Source organism: Streptomyces sp. JLBJ103 (genome assembly GCF_058215575.1).
Window position 1 is genome coordinate 1,010,586 of sequence record NZ_CM177089.1, and the last position, 13,664, is coordinate 1,024,249.

Annotated in this window: 14 protein-coding genes and 1 pseudogene; 8 read left to right on the plus strand and 7 right to left on the minus strand. The window is 72.3% G+C overall.

Annotated features, from left to right (window positions below; all coding sequences use genetic code 11):
* The first annotated feature begins 47 nt into the window (after positions 1–47).
* From AC4BEG_RS04085 to AC4BEG_RS04095, 3 genes are all read left to right on the plus strand, one after another.
* Positions 48–617: a TetR/AcrR family transcriptional regulator gene (locus tag AC4BEG_RS04085; RefSeq protein ID WP_490704539.1), complete on the plus strand. Its 570-nt coding sequence runs from the start codon at positions 48–50 to the stop codon at positions 615–617.
* A 146-nt stretch (positions 618–763) separates the two neighbouring features.
* Entirely contained in the window at positions 764–1,351 is a 588-nt protein-coding gene (locus AC4BEG_RS04090) for a DUF4865 family protein (RefSeq protein WP_490704540.1), read from the plus strand.
* Complete coding sequence (locus AC4BEG_RS04095) at positions 1,348–2,259, plus strand: phosphotriesterase family protein (protein ID WP_490704541.1); 912 nt, start codon at positions 1,348–1,350, stop codon at positions 2,257–2,259. Before AC4BEG_RS04090 ends, AC4BEG_RS04095 begins: the two co-directional genes overlap by 4 nt.
* Positions 2,260–2,358: 99 nt before the next feature.
* On the opposite strand, the gene AC4BEG_RS04100 is transcribed toward AC4BEG_RS04095, so the two are convergent.
* The gene (locus AC4BEG_RS04100) at positions 2,359–3,582 is read right to left on the minus strand and encodes an ROK family protein (protein ID WP_490704542.1); all 1,224 of its coding nucleotides are present in this window, start codon (positions 3,580–3,582) and stop codon (positions 2,359–2,361) included.
* Between the two features lie 17 nt (positions 3,583–3,599).
* Between AC4BEG_RS04100 and AC4BEG_RS04105 the strand changes: the two genes are divergently transcribed.
* The 5 genes from AC4BEG_RS04105 to AC4BEG_RS04125 all read left to right on the plus strand — a co-directional run bounded on the left by AC4BEG_RS04105 (position 3,600) and on the right by AC4BEG_RS04125 (position 7,438).
* A complete protein-coding gene (locus AC4BEG_RS04105; protein WP_490704543.1) occupies positions 3,600–4,883 on the plus strand; it encodes an MFS transporter in 1,284 nt (427 codons plus the stop codon).
* 93 nt (positions 4,884–4,976) lie between these two features.
* Positions 4,977–5,711 carry a maleylpyruvate isomerase family mycothiol-dependent enzyme gene (locus AC4BEG_RS04110; RefSeq protein WP_490704544.1) on the plus strand — a complete coding sequence of 245 codons (735 nt, stop codon included), beginning with the start codon at positions 4,977–4,979 and terminating at the stop codon, positions 5,709–5,711.
* Positions 5,712–5,774: 63 nt separating this feature from the next.
* Positions 5,775–6,260: a DUF4442 domain-containing protein gene (locus AC4BEG_RS04115; protein WP_490704545.1), complete on the plus strand. Its 486-nt coding sequence runs from the start codon at positions 5,775–5,777 to the stop codon at positions 6,258–6,260.
* A 30-nt stretch (positions 6,261–6,290) separates the two neighbouring features.
* The gene (locus AC4BEG_RS04120) at positions 6,291–6,536 is read left to right on the plus strand and encodes a DUF6332 family protein (protein ID WP_490704546.1); all 246 of its coding nucleotides are present in this window, start codon (positions 6,291–6,293) and stop codon (positions 6,534–6,536) included.
* Positions 6,533–7,438 (plus strand): DUF2797 domain-containing protein, encoded by a 906-nt coding sequence (locus AC4BEG_RS04125; RefSeq protein WP_490704547.1) that lies wholly within the window; start codon positions 6,533–6,535, stop codon positions 7,436–7,438. The genes AC4BEG_RS04120 and AC4BEG_RS04125 overlap by 4 nt, the downstream gene beginning before the upstream one ends.
* Positions 7,439–7,504: 66 nt before the next feature.
* On the opposite strand, the gene AC4BEG_RS04130 is transcribed toward AC4BEG_RS04125, so the two are convergent.
* The 6 genes and pseudogenes from AC4BEG_RS04130 to AC4BEG_RS04155 all read right to left on the minus strand — a co-directional run bounded on the left by AC4BEG_RS04130 (position 7,505) and on the right by AC4BEG_RS04155 (position 13,157).
* Positions 7,505–8,203, minus strand: coding sequence for a response regulator (locus AC4BEG_RS04130; protein WP_490704548.1), 699 nt, complete (start codon positions 8,201–8,203; stop codon positions 7,505–7,507).
* Between the two features lie 148 nt (positions 8,204–8,351).
* Positions 8,352–9,140 (minus strand): GNAT family N-acetyltransferase, encoded by a 789-nt coding sequence (locus AC4BEG_RS04135; protein ID WP_490706976.1) that lies wholly within the window; start codon positions 9,138–9,140, stop codon positions 8,352–8,354.
* Between the two features lie 106 nt (positions 9,141–9,246).
* A pseudogene (locus AC4BEG_RS04140) lies at positions 9,247–9,510 on the minus strand (IS30 family transposase); the annotation flags it as partial.
* A 327-nt stretch (positions 9,511–9,837) separates the two neighbouring features.
* On the minus strand, positions 9,838–10,368 hold the full coding sequence (locus AC4BEG_RS04145; protein WP_490704549.1) for a GNAT family N-acetyltransferase: 531 nt from the start codon (positions 10,366–10,368) through the stop codon (positions 9,838–9,840).
* Entirely contained in the window at positions 10,353–11,291 is a 939-nt protein-coding gene (locus tag AC4BEG_RS04150; RefSeq protein ID WP_490704550.1) for an NsdA family TPR-like regulatory protein, read from the minus strand. Before AC4BEG_RS04150 ends, AC4BEG_RS04145 begins: the two co-directional genes overlap by 16 nt.
* Before the next feature lie 294 nt (positions 11,292–11,585).
* Entirely contained in the window at positions 11,586–13,157 is a 1,572-nt protein-coding gene (locus AC4BEG_RS04155; RefSeq protein ID WP_490704551.1) for a sensor histidine kinase, read from the minus strand.
* Positions 13,158–13,664: the final 507 nt, after the last annotated feature.

The window sequence follows — 13,664 nt, forward strand, 5'->3', positions numbered from 1 at the left end:
AGTTTAGGCGTTGGAGTTCTGTACCTACTAGTGTGTACAGTGCCTGTATGACCACTCCGGAACGCCTGATCGAGAGCACTCGGGAGCTCCTCTGGGAGCGCGGCTACGTGGGCACCAGCCCCAAGGCCATCCAGCAGCGCGCGGGCGCCGGCCAGGGCAGCATGTACCACCACTTCAGCGGTAAGCCGGATCTGGCGCTCACCGCCATCCGCCGCACCGCCGAGGAGCTGCGCGCCGTCGCCGGGTCCTGTCTCGACAGCCCTGGGGGCGCGTACGACCGCGTCCGCGCGTATCTGCTGCGGGAGCGCGAGGTGCTGCGCGGCTGTCCGATCGGACGGCTGACGATGGACCCGGACGTGATGGCCGACCCCGAGCTGCGGAGGCCGGTCGACGAAACCCTCGACTGGCTGCGCGGGCGGCTGACGGAGGTGCTCGCCGAGGGGCGCGAGCGCGGGGAGTTCACGGCCGGTCTCGCCCCGGAGCCGATCGCCGCGACGGTCGTCGCGACCGTCCAGGGCGGCTATGTGCTGGCCCGCGCGGCGGGATCGGCGGCGCCCTTCGACAGCGCGGTGGAGGGGCTGCTCACCTTGATGGCGGCGTTCAAAGCGCCCGCGTGAGGCGGCTGTTCACAGCGGCCGGCCCGGCTGCCGCACCGCCTGCAGACGAAGGGGTCGGCGACGACATGTACCCGGCCGCCTGGGCGGACCGGCCGTCCTCCCCTTCTTCCGCCCGCCCACAGGAGTTCGCCCACAGGAGTTCGCCCATGGACGCCATGCAGTACCGGATCACCCTGCCCGCCGACTACGACATGAAGATCATCCGCCGCCGGGTGGAGACCAAGGGACCGCTGCTGGACGACTTCCCCGGGCTCGGCCTGAAGGCGTACGCCATCAGCGAGCGCGGGGTGGACAGCGCGGCGGTGAACGCCTACGCGCCGTTCTATCTATGGGCCGCCTCCGACGCCATGCACCGCTTTCTGTGGGCCCCCGGATTCCAGGGCCTGGTCCAGGACTTCGGGCGGCCGATGGTCGAGCACTGGGCGGGGCTCGCCTTCGCGCGGGGCCCGGCCGCGACCGCCGTACCGCGGGCGGCCACCCGGCACACCGAGCAGGTCCCCGCCGGTGCCGACCCGGCCGCGGCCGTCGAGGGCGCGCTCGCGGAGCTGCGGCGGCGGGCGGACGCGGACGGCGTCCACACGACGGCCCTCGCGATCGACCCGCGCGGATGGGAGCTGGTCCATTTCACGCTCTGGGAGGACTCCGCGCCGCCCTCGGCGCTCGGTGACCGCTACCAGGTGCTCCACCTCTCGGCTCCCGGCCTGGACACGCTGCCCGACGGGCGACAGTGGTGACCGCCGTCCGTACGGTTCTCGGCGATGTCTCCGCCACCGAGCTGGGGATCTGCGACGCCCACGACCATCTCTTCATCCGCAGCACGCAGTTGCCCGGCCAGGAACTGGACGACGCGAACGCGGCCGAGGCCGAGCTGCGTGCCTTCCGCGCGGTGGGCGGCGGCACGGTGGTGCAGTGGACGCCCTACGGGCTGGGACGGGGGGCCGGGCACCTGCCCGCGCTTTCCCGGGCCACCGGCGTCCGGCTGGTGGCCGCCACCGGGATGCATCAGGCCGCGCACTACCGGCCGGGCACGGTCGAGGACGTCCGCGAACGGCTCGCCGAGCTGTTCGTCGAGGAGCTGACGCGGGGCATCGGCGGCAGCGGCCCCAGGGCCGGTCTGATCAAGGTCGCAGGGGGCTTCCACGGCCTCGATACCCACGCCCGCCATACGATGACCGCCGCGGCCGACGCCCATCACCGCACGGACGCGCCGATCGCCGTCCATCTGGAGCTGGGGACGGCGGCGCTGGACGTCCTGGACCTGCTGTGCGGGGAGTTGGCCGTACCGCCACACCGGGTGCTGCTCGGCCATCTCAACCGCTCGCCCGATCTGGTGGTCCACCGGCAGGCGGCGGCCGCGGGCGCCTTCCTCGTCTACGACGGACCGTCCCGCGCCCACCACACCACCGACTGGCGGCTCCCCGACGCGCTCACCGCCCTCGTCGCGGCGGGCCACGCCGGGCAGTTGCTGCTGGGCGGCGACACCACGACGGCCGGGGCGCGCTCGGTGAACGGCGGCCCCGGTATGCCGTACCTGCTGCACCGCCTGCGCCCCCGGCTCGAACTGGCCCTCGGCGCAGAGGTGATGGCCCGGATCCTCACCGAGAACCCGGGCCGCGCACTGGCGGTGAACTGGCCCACCTGATCCGCACCCGGCGCCGCCGCACCTCGCACCGGGCCCCGGAACCCGCACCTCGCACCCGGGCCCCGGACGCCGCACCTCGCACCCGGGCCCCGGAACCCGCTACGCGCCCAAGGCCGCCAGCGGGTCGTCGAGGACCTGCTGCCAGGCCAGTTCCGCCGCGCCCACCAGGCTGTTGTGGTCCAGGGTGCACGGCAGGATCGGGACGCTCCCGCTGCGTCCCCACAGGCTGCGCTCGGCCACCATGGACCGCAGCCGCTCCGGATCGGCCTCCAGGAGTTCGCGGTGCAGCCCGCCCAGGATGATGCGGTCCGGGTTCAGGATGTTGACGAGCCCGGCCAGGCCCAGGCCGAGGCGGTCGATGAGCAGCTCGGCCGCGGCGCGTACGGACGGGTCGGCGTACCCGTCCCGGAGCAGGTCGCGGGCCTGCTGGAGCAGGGAGACCTCGGGGCCCGGGTCGCGCCCGGCCGCGGTGAGGAAGGCGAGCGGGTCGGCCTCGATGTCCAGACAGCCGCGGCTTCCGCAGTGGCAGGGCTGCCCCTCGGGGTTGACGGTCAGATGGCCGACCTCGAGGGCGAGCCCCGCGCTGCCCGTGTGCAGCCGTCCGTCGAGGACCAGCGCACCGCCGACGCCCCGGTGACCGGTGCCGACGCACAGCAGATGAGCGGCGCCGCGGCCCGCGCCATGGCGGTGTTCGGCGAGGGCGGCGAGGTTGACATCGTTGCCTGCCAGGCCCTCGACCGGCTCCCCGGCGGGGTTGGTGACACCCACCGCGGCCAGGCTGCGGGTGAACAGCTCGCGCACCGGCGCGCCCGCGGGCCAGGCGACGTGCAGCGGGTTGAGGGCGGTGCCCTCCGGCTCGGCGACCGCGGACGGGACGGCCAACCCCGCGCCCACACAGCGGCGGCCGGATTCCCGCAGCAGCTCGGCCCCGGCCTCGACCACCGCGTCGATGACATGCGCCGGGTCGGCGGGGACGGTCATACACCCCGGGGCGGTGGCCACGATCGTGCCGCCGAGTCCGACGAGCGCCGCGCGGAAGCCGTCGGCGTGCACCTGGGCGGCGAGCGCGACGGGGCCGCGCGGGGCGATCTCGAGGCGGTGCGAGGGCCGTCCCTGCGCCCCGGCGGATCCGAGCGGGCGGGAGTCGACCTGGATCAGTCCGAGCGCCTCCAGTTCGGCCGCGACGGCTCCCGCCGTCGCGCGCGTCACCCCGAGCTCGGCCGTGAGCACCGCGCGGGTGGGGGCGCGGCCGGTGTGGACGAGCTCCAGCGCCGGTCCAAGAGCGCTTCGGCCGCGCTCAAGCCTTGTCCGTGTCTGGGTCACGGTCCTATTCTCACTTTGTGCCGACACTAAACAAAACATGGACGGCCGCTTCGGGGATGCCACCTTCCGCCACCACGGATCGTGACCTCGCCCGACTCCGGGCCGCCCTCACCGTGTTCTTCGCCCTCGACGGCTTCGTGTTCGCCGGATGGGTGGCGCGGATTCCCGCGATCAAAGAACAGACCGGCGCGTCGGAGGGCGCGCTCGGGCTGGCCCTGCTGTGCGTATCGGCGGGCGCCGCGGCCACCATGATGGCCACCGGGCGGCTCTGCCGCCGCTTCGGCAGCCATGTCACGACGGTCGCCGCGGCCGCCCTCTTCTCGCTGAGCGTCGCACTGCCGCCGCTGACGCACTCGGTACTCGCCCTGGGGCTGGTGCTGCTCGTCTTCGGCACCGGGTTCGGCGGGCTCAACGTCGCCATGAACAGCGCGGCGGTCGATCTCATCGCCGCACTGCGCCGTCCGATCATGCCCAGCTTCCACGCCGCCTTCAGCCTCGGCGGTGTGATCGGAGCGGGACTGGGCGGGCTGATCGCCGACCACCTCTCCCCCGTCCGTCACTTGGCGCTGCTGGCGGCCGTCGGGCTGATGCTCACGGCGGTCGCCGGGCGGACGCTGATATCCCTCCCGGCGCCCGCGCCGGAGCAGACGACGAAGCAAAAGTCGCCTAAGCAGAAGTCGCCTAAGCAAAAGACGACGGAGCAGACGACGACGGAAACCCCATCGACCTCGCCCGAGCGGCCGAAGGCGGCGCGCCGCCTCGTCGCCGTCTTCGGCCTGATGGCCCTGTGCACCGCGTACGGCGAGGGCGCGATGGCCGACTGGGCCGCGCTCCATCTGCACCAGGACCTCGACGCCTCCGTGGGGCTCGCCGCGGCGGGCTACTCGGTGTTCGCCCTGACGATGACCGTCGGCCGGCTGTCGGGCACGGCGCTGGTCGAACGGCTCGGCGGCACGCGGACGTTGGTCCTGGGCGGGTCCACGGCGGCGGCCGGGATGCTGCTGGGCTCGCTCGCCCCGACGATCTGGGCGGCCCTGCTCGGCTTCGCGATCACCGGGCTCGGCCTGGCCAACATCTTCCCGGTCGCCATCGCGCGGGCGGGCGCGCTGACCGGACCGGGCGGCGTCGCCGCGGCCTCCACCCTCGGCTATGTGGGCATGCTGCTCGGCCCGCCGACGATCGGCTTCCTCGCGGACTGGCTCTCCCTGTCCGCCGCGCTCACCACGGTCGCGGCGCTGGCGGCGGTATCGGCCGTCATCGCCTTCGGAACGCGCAACGCCACCCGCACGAACGGGAGCTGAGCCACCGTCACCGTGTCCGCCCCCTCCGGTCCGCCGTCCGGCACACATCTGCCGGGCGGCCCGGTTGTCAGTGGCCGCTGGCAGAATCCCGACATGGACATCATTGAGCTGATCGACAGCCTGGACCGCGAGGGACGACTGCTGGCCGACGCCGCGGCCGGGGCCGACGCCCCGGTGCCCACCTGCCCCGAGTGGCGCGTCCGCGACCTGCTGAGCCATCTGGGGCGGGTGCACCGCTGGGCGACCGGGATCATCACCGAGGGCCTGACCGAGCCGTCGCAGCTGACGTTTCCCCCCGAACCACAGCTGGACGGCGACGCGTTGCTGGAGTGGTTCCGCGACGGCCATCGCACCCTGGTCGAGGCGCTGCGCACCGCCGATCCACAGCTGAAGTGCTTCACCTTTCTGCCCGCGCCCTCCCCGCTGGCGTTCTGGGCCCGGCGGCAGGCCCATGAGACGGCGATCCACCGGGCCGACGCCGAATCGGCGCGCGGCCTGAAGCCCTCATCCGTCACCCCTGCCTTCGCCACCGATGGACTCGACGAACTGCTGGCCGGATTCCATGCCCGGGAGCGGAGCGGGTTGCGTACGGACTCCCCGTGCACCCTCCGGCTGCGGGCCACCGACCAGGACGCGGTGTGGACGGTGCGGCTGTCCGACGAGGTTCCCCGCACCGAGCGCAATGACGACGGGGTGGCGGACTGCGAGCTCTCCGGGCCGGCCGCCACACTCTATTTCGCCCTGTGGAACCGGCTGCCGCTCAGCGTGCTGAGCACCACCGGCGATCCGGAGCCGGCCCGGCTGTGGCAGGAGCGCGGGGTCATCTGAAGGTGAGCGACGCCATCGAAAATTGAGTTACCGGTGAGTAACAAAACATGTTAGCTTCCAGCCATGTCTCGTCGATCGCTGTCCGCACGGACCCTGCGCCACGGAATGAACGTGTGGCCGCCCTACCTCTTCGCCGGTGTGCGGGTGCTGCACCTCGCCGACGACTGGAGCAACGCACGGGTCCGGCTGCGGCTGCACCGCCACAACCGCAACTATGTGGGCACCCACTTCGGCGGCTCGCTGTTCGCGATGGGCGACCCCTTCTGGATGCTGCTGACGATGAACCGCCTCGGGCGGGACTACATCGTCTGGGACAAGGCCGGGGAGATCGAGTTCGTCTCGCCGGGCCGCGGAGACGTCTTCGCCGAGTTCAAGCTCACCGAGGACCGGCTCGACGAGATCCGCGCCGCCACGGCGGACGGCGGCAAGGCGCTGCCCTGGTTCGAGAACGATGTGGTCGCCGCCGACGGTACGGTCGTGGCACGCGTACGCAAGCAGCTCTATGTGCGCCGCAAGCGTCATGAGACGCATCCGACCGGCACCGCGTGATGCCACCCGACCGACCGTAACGAGGATTGGATGACCGGACCCCGTCGTCAGAGCGACCGCGACGCGCTCACCGTGGAGATCGTCTTCGCCGTGGTCACCGGCGGTCTGCTGGCCATCGTCCTGTTCTTCGCCCTCGCGGGCCCCGTGCTCTTCGGCGGGCTGGGCGACGGCCATGAAGCGGTCTGGGTACGGGCCGCCGGGGTGGTGGCCGCCGCCGGTTTTGCCCTCCGCGTCGTCCAGGTCCTGTGGTGGCAGCCCCACAAGAGGCGTGGATGACCGAGGAGGACCGGGACCGGGGGTGGTGCTGCGCCGGACCGCGCTGGGACCGCTCCGGGCCCGCGCTGGTGTGGCGCCATCCGGTCCGCGGTGAGCGGATCTCCCCGCTGGGCCCGGACCGTCCGCTCGCCTTCACCACCGGTGCCCGGCGCCGCTGCGTCGGGGTGCGCCGCGGCGCCCGGCACACCCCCTGCCCGGCCGGTGCCGAGGTGGCCGCGTCGGCCGTCTCGGCACAGTGCCCGGAGTGCGCGCGGCTGGACCGCTCGTACTCGGTGGCCGCCGACACCCGTACCGATGATCCCCGCCCGTACGACGTCTACCTCGCCTGGTTCGGCCCGGAGTTGATCAAGGTCGGGATCACCGCGGCCGAGCGCGAGGGCGTACGGCTGCTGGAGCAGGCGGCGCTCTCCTATGCCCTGCTCGGCCGCGGGCCGCTCATGGCCGCGCGCCGCGCGGAAGCCGTGCTGGGTGCCGCGCTCGGGGTCCCGGACCGCTTCCCCTACGCCGCCAAGCGGGCCGCGCGCGAAACACCGCCGCCCCCGGAGCGGCGCGCTGCCGGGCTGGCCGGCCTGCACGGCCGGGCCCGCGCGCTGCCCGGTCTGCCGGAGTCGCTCACCGTCGTGGACTTCGCCCCCGTCCACCACGACGCCGCCTTCCATCTGGACCGGGTACGGCGGCTGGACGGTGTACTGCGGATCACCGCCGACAGCACGGTGGCGGGCCGTATCGACGCCGTCGCGGGCCCCGATATCCACCTGACCGCGACGGACGGCCGCGCGCTGCTGCTGGACGCCCGCCACCTGGCGGGTCGCCGTCTCGCCTCCGCCCCGCCGCACTCCGCGACCACGGCACCGGTGATCGCGCCGGAGCGGGAGCCCGCGGGCCCCGACGCCCTGTTCTGACGCGGGCCGGCTCGGCTCAGTCGGCCCGGCTCAGCCGAGTGGGCGGGTTCAGCCGCGTGGGCGGGTTCAGCCCAGCCAGCCCGGCCGGACCAGGCCGGACTCATAGGCGAGGACGACCAGTTGGGCGCGGTCGCGGGCGCCCAGCTTCACCATCGTGCGGCTCACATGGGTCTTGGCAGTCAGCGGGCTGACGACCAGACGGCGGGCGATCTCCTCGTTGGACAGCCCGATACCGACCAGGGCCATCACCTCACGCTCCCGCTCGGTCAGCTCCGCGAGCACCGAGGCGGGCGCGGGCGCCTTCGAACGGGCCGCGAACTCGGCGATCAGACGGCGGGTGACCCCGGGCGAGAGCAGGGCATCGCCCTCGACGACGACCCGTACGGCGCGGAGCAGTTCATCCGGTTCGATGTCCTTGACGAGGAAGCCGGAGGCGCCCGCGCGGATCGCCTCGAAGACGTACTCGTCGAGTTCGAAGGTGGTCAGCATGACCACCTTCACCTCCCCCAGCGCGGGGTCCTCGGTGATCCCGCGGGTCGCGGCCAGCCCGTCGAGCAGCGGCATCCGGATGTCCATCAGGACGACGTCGGGGCGCTGCTCGCGTACCAGCGCCAGCGCCTGTTGCCCGTCGGCGGCCTCGCCGACCACCTCGATGTCCGGCTGCGCGGACAGCAGGGCGCGGAAGCCCGCGCGGACCAGCACCTGGTCGTCGGCGAGAATGACTCTTACACGTCTTACCGAGGACTCACCAGGCGCGTCAGTCATACGCCCAGCGTACGCAAGCAGGAAGCCCCGCCCGTGTCCAAGGCGGATTCAATGGAACGTTGCAACAGGTGACTTTTTGTGATCAGGCGCAGCAGTCTAGTGCTGCCGTGAAGGTTCGCCGGGTGCGCCTGGCAGCCGCGTCATCGGGTTACGCCTCGCGGTGGGGATCGTAGACGTATGGAGTCGTGGTGCTCAGAACGGTGAACCCGAGTCGTTGCAGGATGGGGCGGCTTTGGTCGGTGGCGTCGACCTGAAGGTAGCGGTAGCCGAGGTCGGCGGCGGTCCGGGCGCGGTGGGCGACCAGAGCACGGTAGATACCCTGGCCTCGCCAGGCAGCCACGGTGCCGCCGCCCCAAAGGCCGGCGAAGTCGGTGCCCGGGTTCAGTTCCATCCGCGCTGCGCACACGGGCCGGTCGCCGGCCATCGCGACGACCATGCTGATCGTTTCGGAGTTCTGGGCGAGCTGGGTGATCAGCCGCTGCCGCAGGCGGTCGCTGCTGGTGCCGAAGGCCTGTTCGTGGACGTCCGCCACGAGGTCCACCCCGGCGGTGTCGGTCACCGGACGCAGGTGGACGTCTTCGGGCAGTGCGGTGTCGGTGGGCAGGTCCCGGACCGGCGCGACCATTACTGCCTCCTGCGGCTCGGGCGTGAACCCGGCCGACTTCAGCCGCCTCCCGAGGTCACCGGGTCGGTCGTGGGCATATGCCTTCCATTCGAACTCGCGGCCAAGCGTGGCGAAGTATCGCGTCTGGGCTCTGATCGCCACATCCGCCGTGGTCTGGTCGAGGTCCGACCAGAGGACGCCGTTCCAGTCGTGATCCGCGCCGACCTGCCGCACGACGTTGCCGTCACGCTCGACGCGGGTTCCGGGGCCGTCGGCCTGCGCGTCGCGCCTCAGCTGGCGGTCGAACAGGGCAAGTATTTCTTCATGATTCATCCGCTCACTCCAGCATGGGGAGGGCAGCCGCACCACTGGCTTTCTCCCGTTCCCCACCGCCGTGAGTGATCATGTGGAACTTTGAGAGGCGCTCGGCCGGGCTTGCTCAGTCGAGCGTCTTTCCGGGCCTGGAATTCAGCTCGGCAGCTACTGCATGCAGGCCTTCGCGCGTGTACTTGGACAGGTCTGCGCTCTTTGGAAAGTACTGGTGCAACAGTCCATTGGTGTTCTCGTTCGTGCCGCGCTGCCAGGGGCTGTGAGGTTCGCAGAAGTAGACCGGCGTTCCAGAAGCTTCTGAGAAGGCGCAGTGATGGGCCATCTCGGAGTCCTGGTCCCAGGTCAGGGAGCGTTTGAGGTGGGTTGGGAGGGACTCCCACGATCCTGCTGGCTTCTCAGCGCTGTAGCCCTGGCGCATGAGCTGGAAAGTATGCCTCCCGCTCACGCGACAGACGGCGCCCCCTGCCCGTCCGGTCCTCCCGGATCTCGAAATCCATCGCACTCCTTGAGCTGGGGTGTTGCGACGACCACGAGAACTGAAGCACGGGTCAGGGGCTTCTTCTGATGATCTCGGCGCGGGGCTGAGTGGTCTCCTCGGACTGAGGGGAGTTCGCCGACCTTCACCACTTCCAGGAAGCCGGTCCACCGCCAACGGCCCACCTCCCGAGGGAGAGAGCGGGCCTTCGTGTACGGGGGAGGGTCAACGTAGGTCGCGGAGCATGACCGCGTACCGGGGGGAGTCGGGGAACGGTTGTTGTTCGCCGATCTTCCCGTAACCCCACCTTTCATACATGGCTTGCAGACGGGGCCGCTTCGTGTCGACGGTGAGCACGGCCATGGCCTCGCTACGGCCATCGAACAGGGCGGCGTGCAGCCGTTCGCCCAAGCCCTTCTTGCGCAACTTCGGCCGCACCATCAGCTCAGACACGGCGAACGTCGAGGCGTCCGCCGGCGCAGGGTCGAGGTATTCGCGCCACCACTCCCGGCCCGGCTCGGACGGGGACCCGTAGGTGAAGCCCACCGGCTCACCGCCTTCGTAGGCGATCACGCAGGCGAACCCCTCACGGCCGCCCCAGTGATCCACGAACCACGGGAAACGCTGCACGAACTCCTCATGAATCCGGTCGGCGTAGGCATCGGCGTGCACGTCGAGAAGGGTTTGCCGGATGTCGGGGAGGTCGTCGTGACCGTACTGGCGCAGCTCGATTGCCGTGGTCAAGGGGTGTTCCATTCGGATCGGAAACGGTCGCCCCACTCGCGCGTCACCTGAGCAGACGGCGCGCGGGTGAGCAGATCACGGTAGAAGTCGCCGAGCAATACCCTCAGCCGCCCAGGCAGGGGGCTTCCGGACATGAGCGCGAAAGCGTCCTGAGTTGTAGCGCAGGCCTGCTCGGCGTCGCCCTGGTGGAGCTGGGCGAGCGCGAGATGGACGGTGGCCATCGCGCGATTGCGCCGGTACTCCTTCGGCAAGGCGGCCAGAGCCCGGTGCGAGGCGGCCTCAGCGTCCGCCGGTTCGCTGAGCTGTTCCCGGACGATCGCAGCAAGGGCGTGAAGCTCTGCGGCCCCGTAGAAGGCCACCCAGCCCGGCCGTGGCCGCGACTCCGCCTTGCCCAAGGCTTCTTCGGCGTATCCAAGGGACCGGACGGCCGCTTGCCGGTCCCCTCGCCGGGCGTGGCCGATAGCCGTGCGGGCATGGGCGAGGGAACCAAACAGCGGGTCACGGCGGGTGATCGCGGTGGCCTGCGCGGCCTGGGCGGCGGCGATGCTCTCGCCGACATCGCCGCGCTGGTGGGCGAGGATGGCCGTGGAGTTCCATACCCGCATCTGCGCCAAGGGGTCCTGTGCCATCCCGGCGAGCCGTAGCGCCTCGTTCAGGTGGTTGCGGGCGCGATCGAACTGCCGAGCGTCGATACAGGACCATGCGGCGGTAGCGGTGTAGTTGGCGGCGACACTGAACAGTCGCTGCCTGATCTGCTGTGATGCGGCCTTGCCTTGCAGGCCGACGGCTTCGGCCGCGCCAACGAGCGCGTACTTCTCCAGTGCGGCGTGTCCGCCCTTGCTCTGATCAAGTGTGGTTAGGGCATCCATGCCGTTGCGTAGGCGGATCACGTCAGAGGTGCCGACGGCGGGCCGGGCGGCGATGAGTGCCGCCATGTGACGCAACGCGGGTTGTACCGACGGCTAGACACGCTGTGGCTTCTCGCTCCTCCCCTCCGGTACTCGCCGGAAGACCTGGAGGTGTCGCGCCAGCGAATCGCCGAGGACCTGGCGCGGTTGCGGGAGTTGGAGCAGGCGCAGCGTGCCGGAGGTGCGGCTCCCCCGTGTTGAGACTCCCGTCCTGGCCGTGTGAGCCCGTGGCCGCCCCGCGAACGGTGCCGGGGTCGGGCTCCCTGTTCCCCCACGCGGCTGGGACGGGCCGCAAGCCCCCGCTCCGGTGGCTCACCCCGTTCACGGGCCCTCCTCCTCCGGCGCGGCCGCCACCGTACCGGCCGAGCGGGCCAGCGGGATGCGGGCGAGGACGCGGAAGCCGCCGTCCGGGCGCGGGCCCGCCTCAACCGTGCCGCCGAAGGCCGCGGCCCGCTCGCGCATGCCCACCAGGCCGTTGCCACCGCCCGCCGTACCGCGCGTCGTTCCCTCCCCGGCACCGTCCGTGGTGGCCGGGCCGTCGTCGTCCACCCGCAACTCCAGCTCGTCCGGGGACCAGCGGAGCCGGACGCGGGCCGTGCGTGAGCCGGAGTGGCGGACGATATTGGTCAGCGCCTCCTGGACGATCCGGAACGCGGCGAGATCGGTGCCCGGCGGCAGCGCGGCGCGTCGGCCCTCCTCCGCCAACTCCACCGTCAGCCCCGCGCTCGCCGCCTGTTCGGTCAGCTCGCCGAGGCGGTCCAGACCGGGCGCGGGCGAACGCGGCGCGGCGCCGGAGGTCCGCAGAGTGTCCAGCACCTGCCGGACCTCGCCCAGCGCCTCCTTGCTGGCCGCCTTGATGGTGGTCAGCGCGGTACGGGCCTGTTCGGGGTCCTGGTCGAGGAGGGCGAGGCCGACCCCCGCCTGGACATTGATGACCGCGATGCTGTGGGCGAGGACGTCATGCAGCTCACGGGCGATCCGCAACCGCTCCTCATCGGCCCGGCGGCGCGCCGCCGCCGCCCGCTCGGCCCGCGCCCGAGCCCACTGCTCACGCCGTACGCGGAGGAGTTCGGACGCGGCGACGATCGCCGTCGCCCAGGCCGCGACCCCCAGTTCCAGCCCCCAGGAGGCCGGACCGTCCCCGGCCGGTGGCAGCCAGCGGTAGAGCCAGTGCCCGATCAGCAGATGGCCCGCCCACAGCAGCCCCAGCGCACTCCAGGCCGCGATCCGCCGCCCCGCGGCGACCGCGGCCAGACAGGCGATGACCACGCTGAGGAACACCGGGCCGTACGGATATCCGGCGCCGAGGTAGACCAGGGTCACCACCGCCGTGCCGAACACCGCCAGGCGCGGGTGCCGATGGCGTACGAGCAGCAGCGCGGGCCCGGCGAGCAGCAGCGCGAAGGCGAACGGACCGAGGTCCGGCCGGGCGTGCTGATCGTGCGCGGCGAACCGGGTGCCGACGAGTTGGACGACCGCGACGGCGACCGAGGAGCGCCACGGCAGCCGCCCGCCGCCCGATGGCTCCTCCCCCTCCCCGGCCCACCACGGCGCCCGGCCGCGCACCCAAGGCGGTCCGAAGGGCCGATGGCCGTACGGCGGCCACCGCCGCCCCGGCCCGGCCGGGCTGCCGTGCGGACGGTCGGCGGCGGCCGGGCGGGGACCACCGGGGCCGCTCCGGTGGGGGCCGGTCTCACGGAAGCCTGTCTCGTCAGGGCCGTTCTCGTGGGAGTCGGTCTCGTGGGAGGCCCTCTCGCCAGGGCCGATCCCGCGAGGGCCGGTCTCGCCATAGCCCGTCTCGTCAGGGCGCGCGCCGCCGGGTGCGGCGCCGTCGTGGTCCCGCTTTCCGGCCGACCCGCGGCGCGGGTCGCGTTCCCCCGGTGCATCGTGCATACCGCCACGCTAGACGGCCCCGACCTGCCGCGTCGTCCGCCGGACGCGGTGGCCCGGCATACTCCCCCGGGAGTAGCCCCCGGCCCGGCGCAACCCGGTCCCTGCGCGCCGCCGGACCTCGGCACCGGGGAAACGCGCGCTGCGCCCGTCCGGACGAACGGCCCGAGCAGCGCACGGCGGCCAACCGCTTCCGCGTCAGGCCGCGTTCGGACACGGGCGCCCGGCGCCAACGCGGCACCCGTACGCGTCGGTGACCGCCGACCCGCCACGGTCCGGGCCAGGCCGCCCGGCCGACAGCGTCCGGACCGCACGCGGCGTATCGCCAACGGCAGTCAGCAGTCACCGTGCGGAGGACGAACCACCCACACGTCTGAAGCACGTAGGCACAGACAGCCCCCGAATCCGACGCGGCAGCCGTACGCCACAGACCCCCATGGGCCCCCGCAGACCGCCGCGGGCCGAACGGGGGGGCGTCAGCGCGCGCGTTCAGGCAGGCCCGGAGCCCAT